We start from the raw sequence: 22,862 nt of genomic DNA on the forward strand, positions 1-22,862 counted from the left end.
GACCGCTTCAGCCGCGCCGGGGAGGGGCGGCAAGGCGGAAAAGTGCCGGAGTATCCGGCACGTGATGGACATTCGAAAGGAACATTGTGAAGAAACGTTCGACCATGTTCGGCCTGGGGTCTGGCCTGCTGGCCACCGCCCTGCTTGTTTCCGCGTGCGGCAATGCGGGATCGACCGAGGGCAATGCCGCCGAAGGCAGCACCGAATCGGTGGAGATCGGCATCAGCCAGATTGTCTCGCACCCGTCCCTGGACGCGGCCCGCGAGGGGTTCAAGAAGGCGCTGGCCGACAACGGCTACGTCGAGGGCGAGACCGTGACCTACGACGAGCAGAACGCGCAGGGCGACCAGGGCACCGCTACCTCCATCGCCGGCAAGTTCGCCAGCGACCAGAAGGACCTCATCCTGGCCATCGCGACACCGACCGCCCAGGCGGCCGTGCAGGCCATCGTCGACACCCCGATCCTGTTCACTGCAGTCACCGATCCGGAGTCCGCTTCGCTGGTGGAGAGCATGGACGCTCCGGGATCGAACGTCAGCGGGACCTCGGACCGCAACCCGGTCGAGGAGCAGCTGGCCCTGGTCAAGGAGCTGAACCCGGACGCGAAGTCCGTGGGCATCGTCTACTCCTCGGGCGAGGTCAACTCCACCGTGCAGGTGGAATGGGCCAAGGAAGCGGCCAAGGAACTGGGCCTGGAGATCAAGGAAGCGGCAATCTCCAACTCCGGTGAAGTCCAGCAGGCCGCCGAGTCGCTCGACGTCGACGCGTTCTACGTACCGACCGACAACAACGTGGTGTCCGCCCTGGAGTCCCTGATCCAGGTGGCCGAGTCCAAGAAGATCCTGACGATTGCCGCCGAGGGCGACTCGGTGAAGCGCGGCACGGTGGCCACCTACGGCATCAACTACGAAAAGCTGGGCTACCAGACCGGCGAGATGGCAGTGAAGATCCTCAAGGGCGAGGCGGAACCGGCTTCCATGCCGGTGGAGACCCAGTCCGAGCTGGAACTCTACGTCAACCCGGCTGCCGCCAAGCGCATGGGTGTGACCCTGCCGGACGGCTACGCCGACACGGCTGACCACGTCTTCGAGTAAGCCCGAACTTCCAGCTCGAGCCGAAGAAGTCCGCAGTCCATCCGGCGGCCGGCCAGCCCGGCCGCCGGATCGACGCCACGAGAGAACCAAGGTCCTTTACCTATGATTACCGCGGTTGAGCTTGGGCTGATCTACGCGATCATGGCCCTGGGGGTCTACCTGACCTTCCGCATCCTCGATTTTCCCGACCTGACGGTCGACGGCAGTTTCACCACCGGCGCCGGAGTCGCCGCCATCAGCATCATCAACGGGATGCCGCCGGTCACGGCCACCGTCCTGGCCTTCATCGCCGGCATGGCGGCCGGCACCGTCACCGGCCTGCTGCACACCAAGGGCAAGATTAACGGCCTGCTGGCCGGCATCCTGACGATGATCGCCCTCTACTCCATCAACCTGCGCATCATGGGCCGGGCCAACCTGCCGCTGTTGCGCGAAGACACCCTGATCACCCCGCTGCGCGAGTCGGGCATGCTCGGCGGCATCGGCGCCATCGCCATCTTCCTGCTGGTCGCGCTGGTCGTGAAGGTGATCATGGACTGGTTCCTGCACACCGACATCGGACTGGCCATGCAGGCGACCGGCGACAACGAACAAATGATCCGCAGCTTCGGCGTCAGCACGGACAACCAGAAGATTTTGGGCCTGGCCTTGTCCAACGGGCTCGTGGCGGTCTGCGGCGCGTTCATCGCCCAGTACCAGGGCTTCGCCGACATCGGCATGGGCATCGGCCTGATCCTGGCCGGCCTGGCCTCGGTGATCATCGGCCAGGCGATCTTCGGAACCCGCCTGATCTGGATCGCCACCTTGGCCGTGGTGCTCGGTTCCGTGCTGTACCGCGTGGTCATCCAGCTGGCCCTCCAGGCCGGCCTGCAGCCGAACGACATGAAGCTGGTCTCGGCCGTGCTGGTGGTCATCGCGCTGGTGCTGCCCCAGTGGAAGGTCTTTCGCCGTGTCGGCGGGCTCGGAAAAATGAAGAAGTCCCTGACGGGAGCGAAGGGCTGACATGCTGGATATCAAGAACGTTCACAAGACCTTCTTCGCGGGCACCGTCAACGAGCGCGTTGCCCTGCAGGAGATCGACCTGTCCCTGGCCGCGGGCGAATTCGTCACGGTGATCGGCAGCAACGGCGCCGGCAAATCGACCATCCTGAACATCACCTCCGGCAAGCTGCGCCCGGACGTCGGCACGGTGAGCATCGACGGCAACGACGTCACCAGGCTGGCCGACCACCAGCGGGCCCGCTTCGTCGGACGCGTCTTCCAGGACCCGATGGCGGGAACGTCACCGGAGATGACCATCGAACAGAACCTGGCCATCGCCTACGAACGCGGCAAGCGCCGCGGACTGCGCCCCGGCGTGACCCGCAAGAAGCGCGAATTCTTCAAAGAAGAGCTGCGTTCGCTGGAGCTCGGGCTGGAGAACCGGCTCAAGGCCAAGGTGGGGCTGCTCTCGGGCGGCCAGCGGCAGGCACTGTCGCTGCTGATGGCCACGTTCAGCAGCCCGAAGATCCTGCTGCTGGATGAGCACACCGCGGCCCTCGATCCGCAGCGCGCGGAGCTGGTCAGCCGCCTGACCGCGGAAGTGGTCGACCGGCACCGCCTGACCACGCTGATGGTGACCCACAACATGGAGCAGGCGCTGCGGCTGGGCACCCGGCTGATCATGATGCATGAGGGCCGGATCATCCTGGATCTGGACCAGGAACAGAAGCAGAAGGCCACCGTGCCGGACCTGCTGCATGAGTTCGAGAAGATCAAGGGCGTGGTCGACGACCGCACCATGCTCCAGTAGCGTCCGCGCTCCCGGAGCCATCGGCCCGCGTCAACGTACGACGGCGGCTGTCCCACCTATGCGGTAGGGGGCGGCCGCCGTTCCCGTGCCGGCGGCAGCAGCCAGCCGGCCCGCGAGCTCCGCGGCGCGCTGCCGGAATTCCGCCGGCTCCAGGATTTCGAACGCAAGGCCGGTGGCGGCCAGCTCCACCAGTGGGTAGTCCAGCGAATCGTAACCCGCCCGCAGCAAGGTGGCGCCGCCGTCGTCGGACAGGACGGCGATGTTCGGCGGGATCCTCTCCGCGACTGCCTGCAGCGGAGCGTGGATCCGTACCACCACGTCGAACCTGTACGGGGACCTGGTGATCGATTGTTGGACGTAGGCGGCCAGGTCCGGCTGCGGCAGCTGCCGCGGGGCAAAGCGTTCACGGGCCGAGGGAACCGATTCGAACCGGTCCACCCGGAAGGTGCGCCAGTCCTGCCGGTCCGTATCGTAGGCCACGAGATACCAACGGCGGCCGGTGTCCACCAGCCGGTACGGTTCGGCCAAACGGCGGCCGGACTCGCCGTCTGCCTTGGCGTAGCGGAAGCCGATCACGCGCCGTTCGGCAATGGCGGTGGAGATCCCGGTCAGCACCTCGGGATCCACGGCGGCGGTGGGGCCGGCCAGGGTGACCACGGCGTTCTTCAGGGTGGAAAACTTGGGGCGGAGCCGCGCGGGCAGCACCTGCTCCAGTTTGGTCAGCGCCCGAAGCGAGGCCTCGCCGACGCCGGCCACCGGGCTCGCGGTCACCGCCCCGAGGCCCAGCGCGACGGCGAGCGCTTCGTCGTCGTCCAGCAGCAGCGGTGGAAGCTGCGCGCCCGCGCCCAGCTGGTAGCCGCCGGCGACGCCGGGGGACGCATTGATGGGATAACCGAGGTTGCGCAGCTTGCCGATGTCGCGGCGCACCGTGCGTTCGGTGACGCTCATGCGCTCGGCCAGGGCGGAGCCGGTCCACTCCCGGCGCATCTGGAGCAGGGAGAGCAGCTGCAACAGCCGCGCGGACGTTTCGAGCATGGCCCACCTGTCATCTGCAGCCGGAGCGTGCGGAATCATGCAGCACGCGCGGGTGCCGGTAGCTCCGGCAACAGGGCCACTCTAGTCCTGATTGAGGACAGGAGCTGTCCGGTAATGCAAACCGGGGTGGCGCCGGGAAACTCTGCGCCGTGCCAGGGCCGTGGCCGGCTCTGGGCAAACGGCCGGCTGCCCGGCATGATGGACTCCCAGGCTCCGGAGCCGAGGAGCCGCCGTTGGGGAGGAGCCGGCATGCCTTTCAAAGCAGCCGAGGAGTTGCTCGAGCAGCTGACCTGGCATTGGGACGCCCAGGCCCGGCCGCGGCTGGAGGGCCTCACCGACGAAGAATACTTCTGGGAGCCGGCCGAGGGCTGCTGGAACGTGCGCCACCGCGGCACGAGTACGGCACCGATGGCGGTGGGCGCCGGTGATTTCACGATCGACTTCGCACTTTCGGAGCCGGTGCCGCCGCCGGTAACCACAGTCGCCTGGCGGCTGGGCCACATTCTGGTGGGCGTGCTGGGCAGCCGGAACGCCTCGCACTTCGGCGGTCCGCCGGTCTTGTACGAATCGTTCGACTATCCGGGCACGGCGTCAGCGGCGTTGGAGTTGCTGGACGAATACTATGCGCGCTGGATTGCGGGAGTCCGTGCACTCGGCGACGAGGGGCTGGCGCTGCCCTGCGGGCCCGCCGAGGGCCCCTATGCCGATCGCTCCATGGGGACGCTGGTGCTGCACATCAACCGGGAAATGATTCATCATTTGGCCGAGGTCGCACTGTTGCGCGACCTCTTCGCCCACCGCCAGTAGTCCCGGAACCGGGCGGACCCGAGGGGCCAAGCCCGGCCGGACGTGCCGGCCGGGGGGGCAGGCCCCGCAGGTCCCTCCCGGAGGGAGGCCGTCGGTGCGGACAGGGGGTGGGGTCAGGCCAGTCGGGCGAGGTCGGTGTAGGGGCGGCTCGGGGTGGAGCCGGCCGTCCAGTCGGCCTGCGAGCGTTCCGGCGGGGTGATTCCCCGTCCGTCACGGAGGATCAGCCGGAGGGTACCGGTGATAACGAGGAGTGCCAGGGCGGTGATCAGGAGGAGTTCCATGCCTCCATGGTGGTCCTGCCGCCGCCCAAAAAAGAGTGGCAGAAACGACCATAAAGCATAAAAAACTGCCATACTGGGGACATGCTGAAAAAAGTGGCCTTGGTAGTGCTTCCGGGAGCTGCCCCGTTCGAATTCGGGGTGGTCTGCGAAGTCTTCGGCATCGACCGGTCCGACCGCGGGACCGGCGTTCCGGCGTTCGACTTCCGGATCTGCACTCCTGAGCCGGGGACCGTCGGCACCAAGCTGGGGTTCTCCCTGAATGTCCCGCTCGGACTGGAGGCCGCCGCCGACGCCGACCTGGTGGTGGTGGCACCGTACCAGCGCATGGACCAAGCCCCCGAAGCACTTCTGCAGGCCCTGCGTGCCGCCCATGCCCGCGGCGCCTGGGTGTTGTCCGTGTGCTCGGCGGCCTTCGTGCTGGCCGAAGCGGGCCTGCTGGACGGCCGCCGCGCCACCACGCACTGGCAGTACTCGCACCAACTGGCTGCCGAATATCCCCGGGTCGACGTCGACGAAAACGTGCTTTACGTGGAAGACGACCGCATCATCACCAGCGCCGGCACGGCCGCGGGAATCGACGCCTGCCTGCACCTGGTCCGGACCGAACTCGGGGCATCCGTGGCGACGGCCATCGCGAGGGACATGGTGGTGCCGCCGCACCGGGCCGGAGGCCAGGCGCAATATATTGACCGGCCCATGTCGCTGGCCGGCTGCCATACCCTCAAAGACCTGCTGGCGTGGCTCACCGAAAACCTGGCCCAAGAGGTAAGCGTTGCCCAGCTGGCCGCCCGGGTGCACATGTCCGAGCGCACCTTCGCCCGGCGGTTCCGGGCCGAGACCGGCGCGACGCCGGCGGCATGGATCAACGCTCAGCGGGTGCTGCGCGCGCAGGAACTGCTGGAGGAATCGGACCTGAACGTCGAAGAGATTGCCCGGATCACCGGGTTTGGCCAGGCGGTGCTGCTGCGCCACCATTTTGCCAAGGCCGTCGGCGTGAGCCCTGCCTCCTACCGCCGCACCTTCCGTGGCAGCGGCGCCACCGCCGGCGCGCGGCAGCCGGCAGGCAGTGCGGCTGGCTAGGGGCTGGTTCTCACCCCGGCAACCGGGGGAGTGGCCTTGTCCCGCGGCCGGTGTGCATGCACAATCATAAGTGTGCTTAGTAGTCCGTCGGGCGACGCGCGGCGGATGGTCACGGCGCATCGAGGCTTCGGGTGCGCGCACTCGAAGCGAATAAGGGAGAACCGGTAATGAGTTCAGCAGAAGGGGCCAGGAGCCCGAAGCAGCGGCGCAATGAAGTGGTAGCGGCGGAGAGGCGCCAATTCGGCGGCATCAAGTGGGGTTCGGCGTTCTTCGGCTGGCTCGCGGCTACCGGGATCGGGGTCATCCTGACGGCGCTCGTAGCCGCCATCGGCACGGCAGTGGGGATCGCCGAGAGCGCCGATCCTGCGCAGGTTGCCGATCAAGCGTCCCAAAACCTGGGGACGGTCGGAATAGTGGGCGGCATCATCTTGGCCGTCATCCTGTTCATCTCGTACTTCTGCGGCGGATACGTCGCGGGCCGGATGGCCCGCTTCGACGGGGTCAAGCAGGGGTTGGCCGTGTGGCTGTGGGCAATTGTGGTTGCGATTGTGCTGGCCATCCTGGGTCTGATCGCCGGCAGCCAGTTCAACGTCCTGAGCGCCTTGAACAGTTTCCCCCGCGTGCCCCTCGGCGAAGGGGAGTTGACGACCGGCGGCATCGTTTTTCTAGTCGTCGCGGCACTGGTCTCGCTCGCCGGTGCCATTCTCGGCGGCAGGTCCGGAATGCATTTCCACCGCAAAGTGGACCAGGTCGGCGTCGACCGCCAATTCGACGGGCCGCGGGACGGCGAGTGACGCGGGTCCGGCGCTGGCCGACTGTTGTTAACGAGAGAATCCCCGGCGGTTTCGCCGGGGATTCTCCCTTGTCCTGCACATCAGTGCCCTCGATAGGATTCGAACCTACGGCCTTCTGCTCCGGAGGCAGACGCTCTATCCCCTGAGCTACGAGGGCGCGGCACCGGCTGATAACCCGGTGCCCTGCGGGACCTATTGAGCTTATCAGTATCTGAGCCGCCAGAAGAAATGCGCCCGGACCGGGCCCGGCGGCGACGGGGCGGGGGAGCGGCCGGTCCGGTGCGCAGGTCCGTCCGGCCGGGCGGCTGCGAGCCCGGTCACAGCCAGGCCGCCGAAAGCCGGGCGGATCAAGGGATTGCCCTATGCTTGTGGGGTGACTCCTGAAGAACTTTCCGCTGCCATTGCCGCCTGTCTGCAGGCCGCCGTCGACGCCGGCGACTTCGCCGTCGAAATGCCCAGCGAGGTCCGCGTGGAGCGCCCGAAGAACCGCGAGCACGGGGACTGGGCCACCAACATCGCCATGCAGCTGGGCAAGAAGGCCGGCATGAGCCCGCGCCAGTTCGCCGAAATCCTCAGCGCGCGGTTGGAGAAAATCGACGGCGTAAGCCGGGTGGACATCGCGGGACCCGGATTCCTGAACATCACCGTGGACGCCGCCGCCGCGGGAACGCTGGCCCGCAGCATCGTGGAGGCCGGCAGCGCCTTCGGCACCGCCAGCGACCTGGCCGGCCAGCGGATCAACCTCGAATTCGTCTCCGCCAACCCGACCGGTCCCATCCACCTGGGCGGGACCCGCTGGGCGGCACTGGGCGATGCCCTGGCCCGCATTCTGGCCGCCCAGGGCGCCGACGTCACGCGCGAGTACTACTTCAACGACCACGGGTCGCAGATCGACCGCTTCGCCCGCTCGCTGCTGGCGAAGGCAAAGGGCGAACCCGCCCCCGAGGACGGCTACGGCGGGGACTACATCGGCGACATCGCCCAGGCGGTGCTGCGGCAGAACCCGGATGCACTGTCGGCGGCCGACCCGCAGGAAGAGTTCCGCAGCCGCGGCGTCGAACTGATGTTTGCCGGCATCAAGGAATCGCTGCACGAGTTCGGTGTGGACTTCGACGTCTACTTCCACGAAAACTCCCTGTTCGAGGACGGCGCGGTCGAAAAGCTGCTCCAGCAGCTCAAAACCTCCGGCAGCCTCTATTTCCAGGACGGCGCCTGGTGGTTGAGGTCCACCGACTTCGGTGACGACAAGGACCGCGTCGTCATCAAGTCCGACGGCAACGCCGCATATATTGCCGGCGACATCGCGTACTTCAAGAACAAGCGGGACCGCGGCTTTGACCTGTGCATCTACATGCTCGGCGCCGACCACCACGGCTACGTTGCCCGGCTGAAAGCCGCCGCGGCTGCCATCGGCGACGATGCCGACCGGGTGGAAGTGCTGATCGGTCAGATGGTCAACCTGGTCAAGGACGGCAAGCCCATGCGGATGTCGAAGCGGGCCGGCACGGTGGTGACCATGGAGGACCTCGTCGATGCCGTGGGCGTGGATGCCGCCCGCTATGCCCTCACCCGTTCGCACGCCGATTCCAACATCGATATCGATCTGGACCTGCTGGTCAAGCACAGCAACGACAACCCGGTCTTCTACGTGCAGTACGCCCATGCGCGCACCTGTGCCGTCGCGCGCAACGCGGCCTCTTCCGGCGTGGACCGCAGCGCGTTCAATGCATCGCTGCTGGACCACGCCACGGAGAACGAACTGCTGGCGGTGCTCGGCGCCTACCCGTCGGTGGTCGCCACGGCCGCGAAGCTGCGGGAACCGCACCGCATCGCCCGGCACCTGGAAGTCATCGCCGGCGCGTACCACCGCTGGTACGACGCCTGCCGGGTGACGCCGATCGGCGACGGCGAAGTCACCGACACGCACCGTACCCGTTTGTGGTTGAACGCCGCCGTGACCCAGGTCCTGGCCAACGGCCTTGGCCTGCTGGGCGTCAGCGCGCCGGAGAGGATGTAATGCCCGCAGCACACGAAACCGCCGCCGCCTCTCCGCTGGCTCCGGACTGGCTCACCTGCCCGCAGGACGTCAACCGGCTGGACGCCAAGCTCTGGGCCCGGGACGTGTCCCGCGGTGCGGAGGGCGAACTGGAAATCTCCGGCCTCGGCGTCACCCGGCTCAAGGAACAGTTCGGCACGCCGCTGTTCGTGGTGTCCGAGGACGACTTCCGGGCCCGGGCGCGCGAGTTCAAGCAAGCCTTCGACGAGGCTTTCAGCACGCTCTGCGGCGGCGTGGATGTGTACTACGCCGGCAAGGCGTTCCTCAGCGTGGAAATCGCCCGCTGGGTGGCGCAGGAGGGGCTGCGGCTGGACACCTGCAGCGGCGGGGAGCTGGCCGTCGCCGCCCGCGCGGGCATCCCGGGGGAGGACCTGGGCCTGCACGGCAACAACAAGTCGGACGCCGAGCTCCACCGCGCGCTGGACATGGGGCTGGGCCGCATCGTGGTGGACAGCCTGGACGAACTGGCACGCCTCGGAGCCATCGCCGCGGCCCGCGGCGAGATGGCCAACGTGATGCTGCGGCTGACCCCCGGCGTGCACGCGCACACCCACGAGTTCATTGCCACGGCGCACGAAGACCAGAAATTCGGTCTCTCGATGGCCAGCGCCGACGACGGCGCGGGGCACGACGCCGGTGGGCAGCCCCAGTCGGCCGGCTCCCCGGCCGCACAGGCCGTGGCGGCGGCGCTGGAGCACGAGTCCATTAACCTGCTGGGCCTGCACTGCCATATCGGATCGCAGATCTTCGAACCGGAAGGCTTCGCGCTGGCGGCCGAACGGCTGCTCACGTTCGTGGCCGAGGTCAAGCAGGTCCACGGCGTGGAGCTGCACGAACTGGACCTGGGCGGCGGTTACGGCATCGCCTACACCGAGGCCGACGCCCCCCGCCCGCCGGCAGAACTCGCCCAGGCGATGGCCGCCGTCGTGCGGTCCGTCACCGGGCGGCTGGGCATCCGGGTGCCGCGGATCTCGATCGAACCGGGCCGGGCAATCGCCGGGCCCAGCACGTTCACGCTGTACTCGGCCGGCACCCGCAAGACCGTCCAGGTGGACGTGGACGGCGGCGGCAGCAGCCCGCGGCGCTACGTGTCCGTGGACGGAGGCATGAGCGACAACGCCCGCCCCGTGCTCTATGACGCCGACTATTCGGCGGCGCTGGCCTCCCGTGTGACGGACGCGACCCCGATTATTTCCCGCGTGGTTGGTAAACATTGCGAGAGCGGTGACATTGTAGTCAGGAACGTTTACCTGCCCGAGGACATCGAGGCAGGGGACCTGCTGGCGGTGCCGGCGACCGGGGCCTATTGCTGGGCGCTCTCCAGCAACTACAACTACGTTGCCCGGCCACCTGTGGTTGCCGTGCGCGGCGGCGAGGCGCGGTTGATCATCCGAGGTGAAACCGAAGCCGACCTGCTGGCCCGCGACCTGGGCTGACCGCCGGTCGGGCAGCAGCCAATGCGAGTGAATAAAAGACTGAGAGTTTGGGCAGCATGAAAACGCTGAAGGTAGCACTGTTGGGATGCGGGAACGTCGGCGCCCAGGTGGCCCGCATCCTGATTGACGACGCCGATGTGCTCGCCGCACGGACCGGCGCGCGGCTGGAACTGACCGGCATCGCGGTGCGCAACGCCGCGGCCAAACGGGCCGTTGAACTGCCCGCCGAGCTGTTCACCACCGACGCCGCGACGCTGGTCAAGGACGCCGACATTGTGATCGAACTGCTGGGCGGCCTGGAACCGGCCCGGACGCTCATCCGCACCGCGATCGCCAACGGGGCCGCCGTCGTCACCGGCAACAAGGCCCTGCTGGCCGCCGACGGCCAGGAGCTGTACGCGCAGGCCGACGACGCCGGCGTCGAGCTCTCCTTTGAGGCGGCCGTGGCCGGGGCGATCCCGATCCTGCGGCCCATCCGCGAGTCGCTGGCGGGGGACCGCGTCACCAAGGTGATGGGCATCGTCAACGGAACCACCAACTACATCCTGGACCAGATGGATTCCACCGGCGCCCAGTTTGGCGAGGCGCTGGCCGCCGCGCAGGAGCTCGGCTACGCCGAAGCCGACCCCACCGCCGACATCGAAGGCCATGACGCCGCCGCCAAGGGCGCCATCCTGGCCGGGCTGGCCTTCCACACCGCGGTCGACCTGGCCGACGTCCAGTGCCAGGGCATCAGCTCCGTCTCCGCCGACGACATCGCCGCGGCCCGGGACGCCGGCTACGTGATCAAGCTGCTGGCGATCGCCGAGCGGCTGCGCGGCGCCGACGGCCGCGAGGGCGTGTCCGTGCGCGTCCACCCGACCCTGCTGCCGCGCCAACACCCGCTGGCCGCCGTGCACGGAGCGTTCAACGCCGTCTTCGTGGAGGCGGAAAACGCCGGCGAACTGATGTTCTACGGCCAGGGTGCCGGCGGTGCGCCGACCGCCTCGGCCGTGGTCGGCGACGTGGTCAGCGCCGCCCGGCGCATGGTCGGCGGCGGCCCGGGCCGGACCGAGACGGCGACGGTGGACCTGCCCGCCGTCGGGCTCGACTCGGTCAGGACCAGCTACTACATCGGCCTGGACGTGGCCGACCGGCCCGGTGTGCTGGCCCAGATTGCCGGCGTCTTCGCCGAGCACGGGGTCTCCATCGAAACCATGCGCCAGACCATCCACACCGAAGGCCCCCTGGATGCCGCCCACGACGGCGGCAAGGTGACCGCCGAGCTGCGCTTCGTCACCCACCGGGCCTCCGAGGCGTCGCTGGCCGCAACGGTCGAAGCCGTGCGCGGACTCGACATCGTCAACGCTGTTACCTCTGTCCTGCGAGTAGAAGGAATCTAAGTGGCCCACCAATGGCGCGGCGTCATCCGCGAATACGCGGACCGGCTGCCGGTATCGGAGCAGACCGAGATCATCACCCTCGGCGAAGGCGGCACCCCGCTGGTGCAGGCCAAGGCCCTCTCCGAACTGACCGGCTCCGAGGTCTACCTCAAGGTGGAGGGGATGAACCCCACCGGCTCCTTCAAGGACCGCGGCATGACCATGGCCATCACGGCGGCCGTGGAGGCCGGCGCCAAGGCGGTGGTCTGCGCGTCCACCGGCAACACCTCCGCCTCGGCTGCCGCCTATGCCACCCAGGCCGGGCTGAAGTGCGCGGTGCTGGTGCCGGCGGGCAAGATCGCCATGGGCAAGATGAGCCAGGCGATCGCGCACGGCGCCGAGATCATCCAGATCAACGGCAACTTCGACAACTGCCTGGAGGTGGCCCGCAAGCTCTCCGAGGCCTACCCGGTGTTCCTGGTCAACTCGGTGAACCCGGCACGCATCCAGGGCCAGAAGACGGCGGCCTTCGAGACCGTCGACTATCTGGGCGACGCCCCGGACATCCACGTGATGCCGGTGGGCAACGCGGGCAACATCACCGCGTACTGGAAGGGGTACCAGGAGTACGCGGCGCCGTACGAATCGGCCGTTGCCGGCATGCTCCCGCCGGTCGCCACCAAGACCCCCACGCTGTGGGGCTTCCAGGCCGCCGGCGCGGCGCCGCTGGTGCTGGGACACCCGGTGACCGAACCGGAAACCATCGCCACCGCCATCCGGATCGGCAATCCGGCCTCTTGGGACACCGCCGTCGCCGCACGCGACGAGTCCGGCGGGCTGATCGACTCGGTGACCGACGACGAGATCCTGGCCGCGCACCGCTGGCTCTCCTCCCGGGAAGGCGTCTTCGTGGAGCCGGGCTCTGCGGCGGGCGTTGCCGGCGTGCTCAAGAAGCACGCGGCCGGCGAGGTGCCCGCGGGCAAGACCATCGTGATCACGGTCACCGGCCACGGGCTGAAGGACCCGCAGTGGGCGCTGCAGACCCAGGACGGCAGCGAGGTGGCGCCGGTCAAGGTGGACTTCGACGTGGTCAGCGTGGCCAGCGCCCTTGGTCTTGAGTAGCAGCACCTTGCCGGGGGAGGGCACCGCGGTGGCCGGCCGCATCGCGCCCGGACAGCGCGTCACGGTGCGGGTGCCGGCCACCAGCGCCAACCTGGGTCCGGGCTTCGACAGCCTGGGCCTTGCCTTGGCGTACTTTGACACCGTCACGGTGGAATCGACCGACGACGGCGTCTTCCACGCGTCCGTGACCGGCGAAGGCGCGGCGGACCTGCCCTCCGATGAAAACCACCTGATTATCCGCACCTTGCGCAGCACGCTGCGTGAAGCGGGGTACGACGCCGGCGGGCTGCGACTTCAGGCCCGGAACCTCATTCCGCACGGCCGCGGCATGGGTTCCTCGGCCGCCGCCGTCGTGTCCGCCGTGCTGCTGGCCGACGCCCTGCTCCCGGAGCGGGAACGGCTGGGGGCGGCAAAAATCCTGCAGGTATGCTCGGCGCTGGAGGGCCACCCCGACAACGTGGCTCCGGCCCTGAGCGGACAGCTGGCCATCTCCTGGGAAGAAGACGGGGTGTTCTCCAGCACGTGCGTGCCGATCTGCCCGGACATCGTTCCGGTGCTGGCCATCCCGGCCCATGAGCTGTCCACGGAAACGGCGCGCAACCTGCTGCCCGAGTCCGTGCCGCATCACGTTGCCGCCGCCAATTCCGGCCGCGCCGCGCTGCTGGTCCACGCGCTGACCCGCGATCCGTCCCTGCTCAGGGCCGGCACCGAAGACTGGCTGCACCAGCGGCACCGGGCGCCGGCCATGGAACCGAGCGCCGCGCTCATCGCGGCGTTGCGCAGCCAGGGCCACGCCGCCGTCGTCTCCGGTGCGGGACCCACCGTGATGACCCTCGCCGCGGACGAGGCGGAAGCGGCGCAGGTCCAGCGGGCCATCGCCGCGCACCTCGAACACAGCGACATGCCGGGAGACTGGCGTGTGCTGAAACTGGCAGTGGACACAGATGGTGCTAAAGTGGAAGTGCACCCCCGGGATTAACCGGCGAGGACCTGCCGGATGCTCCGGATCAAGCAAGCCGAGTAGCCGTTTGGGCAGGATCCCCGTTCCAGGTGCAGCCTTTCAGGAGCCTTCCGCGGCACTCAACGGCGTTGCTGCCGGCCATCGGCCGGACAGGACCTCACTCGTTCCATCCGGACGGCTTGTTTCAAGGTTTTCATCTCTGATCACCCGGACTTGTTTCGGCATGACGCCGCAGGCAATACCGGACCCAGCCGGGCTTCTCATGCATCGGCCGGGTGGCAAACAACGCGGTGCGCTTCATATGCACACCGCCCGACGAGGGGGAAGGATCCTTCGTGACCGAAACCACTGACCTGACCGCAGGTGTGGAAACAATAGACTCTCCTGCACCGAAGAGTGCAGGCCTTGCCGGCCTGAAGCTGGCCCAACTGCAGGTGCTGGCGGGGCAGCTCGGCATCACCGGCGGCTCGCGGATGCGCAAGGGCGACCTGGTCGCCGCGATTTCCGACCACCAGCGTGGCTCTTCCGTAGCCGACCGCACGGCCAAGAAGGCCGACCAGCCGGTGCGCACCGAAGCGCCGGCGGCGGCCAAGGAAGAGACCGCCGGCCCGGCCGGCGACGGCGCAACCGGCGGCACGTCCGGTGGCGACCTGACCAAGGCGGCGGAGCGGGTCAGCCGCACCCGCAACCGCAACCGCCGCGCCAGCAGCGACGGCGCCGTGGCTTCCGCCGACGGGGAAGCAACGGCCGCCGCCACCGAAGCGCCTGCCGAGTCCCCGGCCCAGGCCCCCGCAGCGGACAACGCTCCGGCCGACGGTGAAGGACGCCAGGAGCGCCGCAGCCGCGGCCGCAACCGCCGTTCCGAATCCGGCCAGCAGGACACGCCCGAGACCAAGGCCGACGCCCCGCAGGAAGCCGCCGAGGGCAAGCCGGCCGAGGGCAGGCAGGACGAGAAGAAGGACAGCCAGGACGGCTCCGGCCAGCAGCAGCAGTCCGGCCGCGGCGACGGCCAGTCGGATCGCCGCAACCGCAGCCGCAACCGGAACGAAGCCGACCGCGACACCCGGGACAACCGCGACACCCGGGAGCGCGACACCCGGGACAACCGCGACAACCGCGACACCCGGGAGCGCGACACCCGCGACACCCGCCAGGATGACGGCGACGACGGCGGCCGCGGCCGCAACCGCAACCGCCGCAACCGCCGCGACAACGACAGCAACAACACCCGCTACCGCGACCGCAACGAGCGGCGCCGCGGCCGCGACCGCGGCCCGGAGGTCGACGACACCGAGATTTCCGACGACGACGTGCTGCTGCCCGTCGCCGGCATCCTGGACGTGCTGGAGAACTACGCCTTCGTGCGCACCTCCGGCTACCTGCCCGGACCGAACGACGTGTACGTCTCGCTTGCCCAGGTCAAGAAGCACAACCTGCGCAAGGGCGACGCCGTCGTCGGTGCCATCCGCGCTCCGCGTGACGGCGATTCCGGCGGCCAGAGCAGCCGGCAGAAGTTCAACGCGCTGGTCAAGCTCACCTCGGTCAACGGCAAGCCGGTGGAGGACAACAAGGACCGCGTGGACTTCACCAAGCTGGTTCCGCTGTACCCGTCCGAGCGACTGCGCCTGGAGACCGAGCCGAAGAAGATCGGCCCCCGCGTCATCGACCTGGTGGCTCCGATCGGCAAGGGCCAGCGCGGCCTGATCGTCTCCCCGCCGAAGGCCGGCAAGACGTTGATCCTGCAGTCCATCGCCAACGCGATCACCACCAACAACCCCGAGGTCCACCTCATGATGGTGCTGGTCGATGAGCGGCCCGAAGAAGTCACCGACATGCAGCGCACGGTCAAGGGCGAGGTCATCGCCTCGACCTTCGACCGTCCCGCCGATGACCACACCACCGTGGCCGAACTGGCCATCGAGCGCGCCAAGCGACTGGTGGAGATGGGCATGGACGTGGTCGTCCTGCTGGACTCGATGACCCGCCTGGGCCGCGCCTACAACCTGGCCGCCCCGGCCTCGGGCCGCATCCTCTCCGGCGGCGTGGACTCGTCGGCGCTGTACCCGCCGAAGCGCTTCTTCGGCGCCGCCCGGAACATTGAAAACGGCGGCTCCCTGACCATCCTCGCCACCGCACTGGTGGAGACCGGGTCCAAGATGGACGAGGTCATCTTCGAGGAGTTCAAGGGCACCGGCAACATGGAACTGCGCCTGTCCCGCTCGCTGGCAGACAAGCGCATCTTCCCGGCCGTCGATGTCAACGCCTCGGGCACCCGGCGCGAGGAGAACCTGCTCTCGCCCGAAGAGGTCAAGATCATGTGGCGCCTGCGCCGCGTCCTCTCCGGACTGGACACCCAGCAGGCGCTGGAACTGCTCACCGGCAAGATCCGGGAGACGCAGTCCAACGTCGAGTTCCTGATGCAGGTCCAGAAGACGACGCTCGGCTCGAAGTCCGAAAACGACAAGTAGCTGCCTTAGCCGCCCACACGGGCCGGTCCCGCCTCTGCGCTCGGGCCGGCGTGTGCTGGGCGGCTTGTCGTTTAAGGGCGCATCGCCCGCACCACCGCCATTGCTATCTAGACTTGTTGTGAGTCGAAAGAGGTTTGAAGATGTTTGAGTCCGTTCAGGGGCTTCTTGACGAGCACGCCGAGCTCCAGAAGGAATTGAGCGACCCCGCCGTCTATGCCGACCAGGCGCGCGCGCGGAAGCTGGGGCGGCGGTCAGCGGAGCTGAACGGCATCGTCGAAGCGCACAAGCGCTGGTCACACCTGTCGGACGACCTCGAAGCGGCACGCGAGCTCGCCGACGAGGATCCCGAACTGGCGGCCGAGGTGCCCGGGCTCGAAGCCGAACTCGAAATCGCCCAGGAACGGCTCCGCCGCCTGCTGATCCCGCGCGATCCGGACGACGCCCGCAACGTGATCATCGAGGTCAAGGGCGGCGAAGGGGGCGACGAGGCCGCCCTGTTCGCCGGCGACCTGCTCCGGATGTACATGCGCTACGCCGAGTCCCGCGGCTGGAAGACCGAGATCATCTCCGCGACCGAGTCCGATCTGGGCGGCTACAAGGACGTGCAGATGGCCATCAAGGGCAGCTCCAACGATCCGGCCGAAGGCGTGTGGGCCCGGCTCAAGTTCGAGGGCGGCGTGCACCGCGTCCAGCGCGTCCCGGTGACCGAATCGCAGGGCCGCATCCACACCTCCGCCGCCGGCGTCCTGGTGCTTCCCGAAGTGGACGAGCCGGAAGAGATCGACCTCAGCCCCAACGACCTCAAGGTCGATGTCTACCGCTCCTCCGGGCCCGGCGGCCAGTCCGTGAACACCACCGACTCGGCGGTGCGCATCACCCACCTGCCCACCGGCATCGTGGTCGCCATGCAGAACGAGAAGTCCCAGCTGCAGAACCGCGAGGCCGCCCTGCGCGTGCTCCGGGCGCGGCTGCTGGCCCACCAGCAGGAGCAGATCGACGCCGCGAACTCCGAGACCCGCAAGTCGCAGATCCGCACCATGGACCGCTCCGAGCGCATCCGCACCTACAACTTCCCGGAAAACCGGATCGCGGACCACCGCACCGGCTACAAGGCCTACAACCTGGACGCGGTGATGAGCGGCGAGTTGGAACCGGTGATCCAGTCCGCCATCCAGATGGACGAGGAACACCGGCTGGCCGCCCTCGGCGAGGATAACTAGCCAGCAGTGCACCCCACGAACCTGGCCGAGGCCTTGTCCGCCGCCACCGCGCGGTTGGCCGAGGCCGGCGTCCCCTCGCCGCGGGTCGACGCCGAACTGCTTGCCGCCCACCTGCTGGGGGTTTCGCCGGGGCGTGTCCGCGCGCTGGCGCTGATGGGAGCGGATGCTCCACCCGGGCTCGAGGACCTGGTGGCCGAGCGCGCCACCCGCATCCCGCTGCAGCACATCACCGGCCGGGCCCATTTCCGGCATCTCGAACTGCAGGTGGGACCGGGCGTGTTCGTCCCGCGGCCGGAAACCGAAACCGTCGCCCAGCACGCGATCGACCGCGCCCGGGCTTTGCCCGCGGCCAAAGTGGTGGACCTGGGCACCGGCTCCGGCGCGATCGCCGCCGCCGTGGCCAGCGAAGTTCCCACGGCCACCGTCTACGCGGTGGAACTGAGCGCCCTGGCCCACGCCTGGGCCGAACGGAACCTGGCGCCGCTGGGCGTTACCCTCCTGCGGGAGGACCTGCGCACGGCGCTGTCCGCGCACGACGGAACCTTCGACGTCGTCGTCTCCAATCCGCCGTACATCCCCGCCGAAGCGGTCCCGCGCGAGCCCGAAGTGGCCGACCACGACCCGCAGATGGCGCTCTACGGCGGGGGAGCGGACGGCATGGAACTGCCGGCGGCCACGGCCGCCGCTGCCGCGCGGCTGCTGAAGCCGGGCGGCCATTTCATCATGGAGCATGCCGAAGTCCAGGCCGCCGCCGTGCTGTCCCTCCTGCGCTCGGCGGGATGCTGGCAGCAGGTGGCCACCCAGTACGATCTGACCGGGCGCGAGCGTGCCACGTCGGCTCAACGGTTATGAGAATGGAACAATGAGACTGTGAGCACTACGTATAACTGCGACGACGCCGCAGACCGCAGCGAGGGACTGGCGGCGGCACAGGCCGCCATCGCCGACCGGCAGTGTGTTGTCATGCCTACCGATACCGTCTACGGGATCGCCGCCGACGCGTTCTCGCCGCAGGCCGTGGCCACCCTGCTGGCCGCCAAGGGACGCGGGCGCAAAATGCCCCCGCCGGTGCTGGTGCCGCGGCCGCAGACCATGGACGGACTGGCCACCGACGTGAGTGATGAAGCCCGGGCCCTCGCCGACACCTTCTGGCCCGGCGGGCTGACCCTGATTTTCCGCGCGCAGCCGTCGCTGACCTGGGACCTGGGCGAAACCAAGGGTACGGTCGCCCTGCGCATGCCCAACGACGAACTGGCGCTGGAACTGCTGGCAGCCACCGGGCCGCTGGCCGTGTCCTCCGCGAACCGCACCGGCCAGCCGTCGGCGCAGACGGCCGCGCAGGCCCTGGAGCAGTTGGCCGAGTCCGTGGACGTCTACCTGGAAGACGGCTTTCGGCCGGTCGGGGGGACGACGGCGGTGCCCTCCACCATCGTCGACTGCACCTCCGCCACGCTGCGGGTGGTGCGCGAAGGCACCATCAGCCTGGAGACATTGCGGACCGTCGTACCGGGCATCCTGGGCCTGGGGGAGACGGCAGAGGCATGAGCCACGATTCCGCTCTGCCCCGCGGCAAGACCGCCAGCAGCGACCGTGCCCTCTGGCTCTGGTCGCAGATCCTGCTGGACTCCCTGGCCTGGGTCCTGGCCATCGTCCTGGCCGTCTTCCTGCGCTACGAGATGACGCTGAGCCTGACCAAGGTCCCGGGCATCATCCTGCTCTGTGCGGTGGCCATCGCGGCCCAAATAGCCGTCGGGTCCGCCTTCGCGCTCTATAAGGGGCGCTACAGTTTCGGCAGCTTCCACGAGGCCAAGCTGCTGGTGATGGTGACCATCTCGGTCTCGTTGATCCTGAGCGTCGGACTGCTGCTGTTCGGCATCTCGCTCGGGATCGCGCGCGGCACCGGCCTGATTGCCTTCCCCTTCGCCTGCCTGTTCATGGCCGCCGTCCGCTACCTGAAGCGCATGTATGTGGAAAGCAAGGCCAAGCCGGGCGACGAGGCCGAGCGGACGCTGATCTACGGCGCCGGTTTCGTCGGCAACAACATCGTGACCCGGATGAGCAACGACCCGGCCTCGCCGTGGCTGCCGGTGGGGCTGATCGACGACGATCCGGCCAAGAAGCACCTGCGCATCGCCTCCGTCCCGGTCCTGGGCCGGATGGAGGACCTGCCGGAGATCGCGCACCGCACCGGGGCGACCGTGCTGCTGGTGGCGATCGCGGACATCGACTCCGCGCGGATGCGACAGATCTCCGACAGCATCGCGGGCCGGAACATGCGGGTGCTGGTGGTACCGCCGCTGAAGGAGATGCTCACCGGACGGCAGGACTTCTCCTTCCGCGAGGTGGACATCGAGGACCTCATCGGGCGGCAGCCGGTGGACATCCACGTCGAAGAGATTGCCCACTACGTCACCGGCAAGCGCGTGCTCGTCACGGGCGCCGGCGGGTCGATCGGTTCCGAGCTGTGCCGCCAGATCCACGCGTTCCAGCCGGCCGAGCTGATCATGCTGGACCGCGACGAGACCGGGCTGCAGGGCACGCAGATCTCGATCACCGGCAAGGGCCTGCTCACGGGCAGGGACACCGTGCTGGCCGACATCCGCGACCCCGCCGCCCTCGAGGCCATCTTCCTGGACCGCAAGCCGGAAGTGGTGTTCCACGCTGCGGCGCTCAAGCACGTGTCGTTGCTGGAGCAGTATCCGGAGGAGGCCTGGAAGACCAACGTGCTCGGTTCGCTGAACGTGCTGCGCGCCGCCCGCGCCGCGCAGGTGGCGACCTTCGTCAACATTTCCACCGACAAGGCCGCCAACCCCACCACCGTGCTGGGCCATTCCAAGCGCGTGGCGGAAAAGCTGACGGCCTGGGTGGCGCAGGAAACCGGGCAGAAGTATGTCTCCGTCCGGTTCGGCAACGTGCTGGGCAGCCGCGGTTCGGTGCTGCCGCTGTTCAGCGAGCAGATCCGCAAGGGCGGTCCGGTCACGGTCACCGACGCCGCGGCCACCAGATTCTTCATGACGATTCCGGAAGCCTGCCAGCTGGTGATCCAGGCCGGCGCCATTGGCAGCGGCGGCGAAGTGCTGATCCTCGACATGGGCGAACCGGTGAAGATCCTGGACGTCGCCGAGCGGATGATCGCGATGTCGGGCAAGGACGTGGAAATTGTCTTCACCGGCCTGCGCCCCGGCGAGAAGCTGCACGAGGACTTGATCGGCGAGGGCGAAAGCGATTCCCGGCCGCTGCACCCCAAAATTTCGCACGCCTCCATCGAGGGGCTGGACCCGGACCGGATGAGCCTGGCCGAGTGGAAGAGCCGGCAGGACCTGGTCGCGGCCTCGACGGGCGCGATGGACGTGGTCCCGGCGGCAGCGGCCGCCGATGACGAACTCGAGGCCGGACTCAAGGCCGACGGGCGGGAGCGGGCGTCGTGACCGCAGCCGTGGTGGCCGTTGCCGCGGCCCTCCTGCTCAGCCTGTTGCTGCCGTTCGCGCTGATCCCGATGCTCAAGCGGCTCGGCGTACTCGACGTGCCGAACGAGCGGTCCTCGCACACCCGCGTCGTCGTCCGCGGCGTGGGCATCACCGTGGCGGCCGGGCTGCTGGCCGGGCTGCTGATCGCGGCGCTGGGGGGTGCCGCCGACGCGCCGCGGCTGCTGCTCGCGGTCGCCGGGGTGTCCGCCGCCGCCGCGCTGTTGGGCTGGATCGAAGACTTACGGGGACTGTCCATCCGCGGACGGGCCGCGCTGCAACTGGGCATCGGAGCCGGCGGCACCGCGCTGGCCATCGGACTCACCGGCCAGACCTGGTGGTGGCTGCCGCTGGGCGCACTGGCCCTGGCGGCCTACATCAACATCGCCAACTTCATGGACGGCATCAACGGGATATCCGGGTTGCACGGCCTGGCCGTCGGACTGATGTTCGCCGCTACCGGTGCCGTCACCGGCCACGGCTGGCTCGTGGTCGGCGGGACCGTGGTGGCGGCCGCGTTTGTGGCGTTCCTGCCGTGGAACCTGGGCCGTGGAAACGTCTTTCTGGGCGACGTCGGCAGCTACCTGCTCGGGGCGAGCCTGACCATGCTGGGCATCACCGCCTTTTTGGACGGCGTGCAGGCGGAGTACCTGCTGGGACCGGTGGCCATCTACCTGGCCGACACCCTCGCCACGCTGCTGCGCCGGATCAGCGCGGGGGAGCGGTGGTATGCGTCCCACCGCCAGCACGCCTACCAGCGGCTGACGGACGTGGGCTTCAGCCACCTGCAGTCGGCGCTGCTGGTCACCGGCTGTTCGTTGCTGACCGGCTTCTGCGGTTACCTGGCGGCCGAATCGGGCCTCGCGGGCAAGGCGGCAGCCATCGCCGCGTGCGCCGCCGTCGTCGTTTTTTATCTGCGCGCGCCGGTGCTCTTTAGCCGCCGCTCTTCAAACGCCGCAAGACCGCCGGCGTAACAGCCGGGCCCGACTCGTCGGCAAGTTCTATCTCATGTAGAATAAACCCGGCCGTTCCGGCCCCCACAGCGATCGAAAACGGACTTCCAATGCGCGCTTCCCGCCACGACGGCTACCCCGCCGCTGGCGCAGCTGTCGCTGCATCCGGTCCCACGCGGTCGCCGTGGCTGAAGATCCTGCGGTCCGCCCTGGTCGCCGGCGGCGCCACCGCCGTGCTGATCATCGTGATGTCGACGGTGGCCGCGGGTGCGGCCGGCGCGCTGAGTGCCCTGCTCGGCGCGGCGCTGGTGGTGCTGTTCTTCGCCATCAGCCTGCTGGTGGGCCATTTCGTGGGACGGTCGAATCCTTCCGGCGCCATCGGCGCCTTCATTGCCACCTACATCATCAAGGTGGTGGGTTTTGGGGCCGCGCTCTTCCTCATCGGGACCCCGATGTGGCTCGAGCGGACCTGGTTCTTCGTGGCGGCGGTGGCCACCGTGGTGGTCTGGCAGGCGGCTGAAGTTTTTGCCTTCTCGCGGACGCGCCACCAGCTGTACGCGGATCCCGAACCGGAGCCGGCAGACAGCCGGCAGCCCACGAAAGGGGAGACCGGACATGGCAGCTAAAGGCACTTCCGGCCCCGCGCGGAGCGGTTCCGGGGACGACTCCACCTACCAGGGCGGCAACACCGTCCTCACCTATATCCTTGGCGGGATCATCGCCTGGGGTTTGATAGGCTGGGGTTTGGACTATCTGTTGGATACCCGCTGGCTGATTTTCGCCGGTGCCGTTCTGGGCGCTGGAGGCGGATATTATCTGGCCCGCAAACACAACCTCACGCGCGGCGCCCGGCGCCGCCATGAGGACGGCGCGGGGGACCACACCTAAATGTCAGAAAACTTCATATGGTGGCCTGCCTCGATGGCGACCCACCCTGA

Annotated in this window: 20 protein-coding genes, 1 tRNA gene and 1 pseudogene; 19 read left to right on the top strand and 3 right to left on the bottom strand. The window is 68.5% G+C overall.

Annotated features, from left to right (window positions below; genetic code table 11):
• Nucleotides 1-104: 104 nt before the first annotated feature.
• The 3 genes from AC5RUK_RS00475 (at nucleotide 105) to AC5RUK_RS00485 (ending at nucleotide 2,886) form a co-directional block, all read left to right on the top strand.
• Nucleotides 105-1,094 (top strand): ABC transporter substrate-binding protein, encoded by a 990-nt coding sequence (locus tag AC5RUK_RS00475; RefSeq protein WP_493989304.1) that lies wholly within the window; start codon nucleotides 105-107, stop codon nucleotides 1,092-1,094.
• A gap of 102 nt (nucleotides 1,095-1,196) precedes the next feature.
• Nucleotides 1,197-2,096, top strand: coding sequence for an ABC transporter permease (locus tag AC5RUK_RS00480; protein ID WP_493989230.1), 900 nt, complete (start codon nucleotides 1,197-1,199; stop codon nucleotides 2,094-2,096).
• 1 nt (nucleotide 2,097) lies between these two features.
• A complete protein-coding gene (locus AC5RUK_RS00485) occupies nucleotides 2,098-2,886 on the top strand; it encodes an ABC transporter ATP-binding protein (RefSeq protein ID WP_494151088.1) in 789 nt (262 codons plus the stop codon).
• Nucleotides 2,887-2,916: 30 nt separating this feature from the next.
• Here AC5RUK_RS00485 and AC5RUK_RS00490 read toward each other — a convergent pair whose 3' ends face one another.
• Nucleotides 2,917-3,921, bottom strand: a complete 1,005-nt coding sequence (locus tag AC5RUK_RS00490) for a helix-turn-helix transcriptional regulator (protein WP_494151089.1) — start codon at nucleotides 3,919-3,921, stop codon at nucleotides 2,917-2,919.
• 249 nt (nucleotides 3,922-4,170) lie between these two features.
• Here AC5RUK_RS00490 and AC5RUK_RS00495 point away from each other — a divergent pair, with 249 nt between their 5' ends.
• On the top strand, nucleotides 4,171-4,728 hold the full coding sequence (locus AC5RUK_RS00495; protein ID WP_494151090.1) for a DinB family protein: 558 nt from the start codon (nucleotides 4,171-4,173) through the stop codon (nucleotides 4,726-4,728).
• Between the two features lie 113 nt (nucleotides 4,729-4,841).
• On the opposite strand, the gene AC5RUK_RS00500 is transcribed toward AC5RUK_RS00495, so the two are convergent.
• Nucleotides 4,842-5,009, bottom strand: a complete 168-nt coding sequence (locus AC5RUK_RS00500) for a hypothetical protein (protein ID WP_494108629.1) — start codon at nucleotides 5,007-5,009, stop codon at nucleotides 4,842-4,844.
• 81 nt (nucleotides 5,010-5,090) lie between these two features.
• Between AC5RUK_RS00500 and AC5RUK_RS00505 the strand changes: the two genes are divergently transcribed.
• Both AC5RUK_RS00505 and AC5RUK_RS00510 read left to right on the top strand, forming a co-directional pair.
• Nucleotides 5,091-6,089, top strand: coding sequence for a GlxA family transcriptional regulator (locus AC5RUK_RS00505; RefSeq protein ID WP_494108628.1), 999 nt, complete (start codon nucleotides 5,091-5,093; stop codon nucleotides 6,087-6,089).
• 167 nt (nucleotides 6,090-6,256) lie between these two features.
• Nucleotides 6,257-6,883: a hypothetical protein gene (locus AC5RUK_RS00510; protein ID WP_494108627.1), complete on the top strand. Its 627-nt coding sequence runs from the start codon at nucleotides 6,257-6,259 to the stop codon at nucleotides 6,881-6,883.
• Nucleotides 6,884-6,967: 84 nt separating this feature from the next.
• Here the strand turns inward: AC5RUK_RS00510 and AC5RUK_RS00515 are convergent.
• A tRNA-Arg gene (locus AC5RUK_RS00515) sits at nucleotides 6,968-7,040 on the bottom strand.
• Nucleotides 7,041-7,256: 216 nt separating this feature from the next.
• Here AC5RUK_RS00515 and argS point away from each other — a divergent pair.
• The 13 genes and pseudogenes from argS to AC5RUK_RS00580 all read left to right on the top strand — a co-directional run bounded on the left by argS (nucleotide 7,257) and on the right by AC5RUK_RS00580 (nucleotide 22,812).
• Nucleotides 7,257-8,900: an arginine--tRNA ligase gene (argS, locus tag AC5RUK_RS00520; protein WP_494108626.1), complete on the top strand. Its 1,644-nt coding sequence runs from the start codon at nucleotides 7,257-7,259 to the stop codon at nucleotides 8,898-8,900.
• Entirely contained in the window at nucleotides 8,900-10,375 is a 1,476-nt protein-coding gene (gene lysA, locus AC5RUK_RS00525; RefSeq protein ID WP_494108625.1) for a diaminopimelate decarboxylase, read from the top strand. The genes argS and lysA overlap by 1 nt, the downstream gene beginning before the upstream one ends.
• A 56-nt stretch (nucleotides 10,376-10,431) precedes the next feature.
• On the top strand, nucleotides 10,432-11,757 hold the full coding sequence (locus AC5RUK_RS00530) for a homoserine dehydrogenase (RefSeq protein ID WP_494108693.1): 1,326 nt from the start codon (nucleotides 10,432-10,434) through the stop codon (nucleotides 11,755-11,757).
• Nucleotides 11,758-12,858: a threonine synthase gene (thrC, locus tag AC5RUK_RS00535; protein ID WP_494108624.1), complete on the top strand. Its 1,101-nt coding sequence runs from the start codon at nucleotides 11,758-11,760 to the stop codon at nucleotides 12,856-12,858.
• Nucleotides 12,851-13,837 (top strand): homoserine kinase, encoded by a 987-nt coding sequence (gene thrB / locus AC5RUK_RS00540; RefSeq protein ID WP_494108623.1) that lies wholly within the window; start codon nucleotides 12,851-12,853, stop codon nucleotides 13,835-13,837. Before thrC ends, thrB begins: the two co-directional genes overlap by 8 nt.
• 317 nt (nucleotides 13,838-14,154) lie before the next feature.
• Entirely contained in the window at nucleotides 14,155-16,287 is a 2,133-nt protein-coding gene (rho, locus tag AC5RUK_RS00545) for a transcription termination factor Rho (protein ID WP_494151091.1), read from the top strand.
• 140 nt (nucleotides 16,288-16,427) lie between these two features.
• On the top strand, nucleotides 16,428-17,507 hold the full coding sequence (gene prfA / locus AC5RUK_RS00550) for a peptide chain release factor 1 (RefSeq protein WP_493989242.1): 1,080 nt from the start codon (nucleotides 16,428-16,430) through the stop codon (nucleotides 17,505-17,507).
• A gap of 6 nt (nucleotides 17,508-17,513) precedes the next feature.
• Nucleotides 17,514-18,359, top strand: coding sequence for a peptide chain release factor N(5)-glutamine methyltransferase (gene prmC, locus AC5RUK_RS00555; RefSeq protein WP_494108621.1), 846 nt, complete (start codon nucleotides 17,514-17,516; stop codon nucleotides 18,357-18,359).
• A gap of 18 nt (nucleotides 18,360-18,377) precedes the next feature.
• Nucleotides 18,378-19,037, top strand: a pseudogene (locus tag AC5RUK_RS00560) (L-threonylcarbamoyladenylate synthase); the annotation flags it as partial.
• An 11-nt stretch (nucleotides 19,038-19,048) separates the two neighbouring features.
• The gene (locus AC5RUK_RS00565) at nucleotides 19,049-20,935 is read left to right on the top strand and encodes a polysaccharide biosynthesis protein (protein WP_494108620.1); all 1,887 of its coding nucleotides are present in this window, start codon (nucleotides 19,049-19,051) and stop codon (nucleotides 20,933-20,935) included.
• A complete protein-coding gene (locus AC5RUK_RS00570) occupies nucleotides 20,932-21,945 on the top strand; it encodes an MraY family glycosyltransferase (protein WP_494151092.1) in 1,014 nt (337 codons plus the stop codon). Before AC5RUK_RS00565 ends, AC5RUK_RS00570 begins: the two co-directional genes overlap by 4 nt.
• 89 nt (nucleotides 21,946-22,034) lie before the next feature.
• Entirely contained in the window at nucleotides 22,035-22,550 is a 516-nt protein-coding gene (locus AC5RUK_RS00575) for a Cg1360 family ATP-synthase-associated protein (protein ID WP_493989247.1), read from the top strand.
• The gene (locus AC5RUK_RS00580) at nucleotides 22,540-22,812 is read left to right on the top strand and encodes a hypothetical protein (RefSeq protein WP_493989248.1); all 273 of its coding nucleotides are present in this window, start codon (nucleotides 22,540-22,542) and stop codon (nucleotides 22,810-22,812) included. The genes AC5RUK_RS00575 and AC5RUK_RS00580 overlap by 11 nt, the downstream gene beginning before the upstream one ends.
• The last annotated feature ends 50 nt before the right edge of the window (nucleotides 22,813-22,862 follow it).

It is taken from the genome of Arthrobacter sp. Y3223065, assembly GCF_059090885.1.

What these genes read in the sequence shown, in the direction of transcription:
- AC5RUK_RS00505 (WP_494108628.1), top strand. Translation starts at nt 5,091, where the DNA reads ATGCTGAAAAAAGTGGCCTTGGTAGTGCTTCCGGGAGCTGCCCCGTTC.
- prfA (WP_493989242.1), top strand. Translation starts at nt 16,428, where the DNA reads ATGTTTGAGTCCGTTCAGGGGCTTCTTGACGAGCACGCCGAGCTCCAG.
- AC5RUK_RS00480 (WP_493989230.1), top strand. Translation starts at nt 1,197, where the DNA reads ATGATTACCGCGGTTGAGCTTGGGCTGATCTACGCGATCATGGCCCTG.
- AC5RUK_RS00530 (WP_494108693.1), top strand. Translation starts at nt 10,432, where the DNA reads ATGAAAACGCTGAAGGTAGCACTGTTGGGATGCGGGAACGTCGGCGCC.
- AC5RUK_RS00495 (WP_494151090.1), top strand. Translation starts at nt 4,171, where the DNA reads ATGCCTTTCAAAGCAGCCGAGGAGTTGCTCGAGCAGCTGACCTGGCAT.
- lysA (WP_494108625.1), top strand. Translation starts at nt 8,900, where the DNA reads ATGCCCGCAGCACACGAAACCGCCGCCGCCTCTCCGCTGGCTCCGGAC.
- AC5RUK_RS00500 (WP_494108629.1), bottom strand. Translation starts at nt 5,009, where the DNA reads ATGGAACTCCTCCTGATCACCGCCCTGGCACTCCTCGTTATCACCGGT.
- AC5RUK_RS00565 (WP_494108620.1), top strand. Translation starts at nt 19,049, where the DNA reads ATGAGCCACGATTCCGCTCTGCCCCGCGGCAAGACCGCCAGCAGCGAC.
- AC5RUK_RS00485 (WP_494151088.1), top strand. Translation starts at nt 2,098, where the DNA reads ATGCTGGATATCAAGAACGTTCACAAGACCTTCTTCGCGGGCACCGTC.
- AC5RUK_RS00575 (WP_493989247.1), top strand. Translation starts at nt 22,035, where the DNA reads ATGCGCGCTTCCCGCCACGACGGCTACCCCGCCGCTGGCGCAGCTGTC.
- AC5RUK_RS00580 (WP_493989248.1), top strand. Translation starts at nt 22,540, where the DNA reads ATGGCAGCTAAAGGCACTTCCGGCCCCGCGCGGAGCGGTTCCGGGGAC.
- AC5RUK_RS00490 (WP_494151089.1), bottom strand. Translation starts at nt 3,921, where the DNA reads ATGCTCGAAACGTCCGCGCGGCTGTTGCAGCTGCTCTCCCTGCTCCAG.
- AC5RUK_RS00475 (WP_493989304.1), top strand. Translation starts at nt 105, where the DNA reads ATGTTCGGCCTGGGGTCTGGCCTGCTGGCCACCGCCCTGCTTGTTTCC.
- AC5RUK_RS00510 (WP_494108627.1), top strand. Translation starts at nt 6,257, where the DNA reads ATGAGTTCAGCAGAAGGGGCCAGGAGCCCGAAGCAGCGGCGCAATGAA.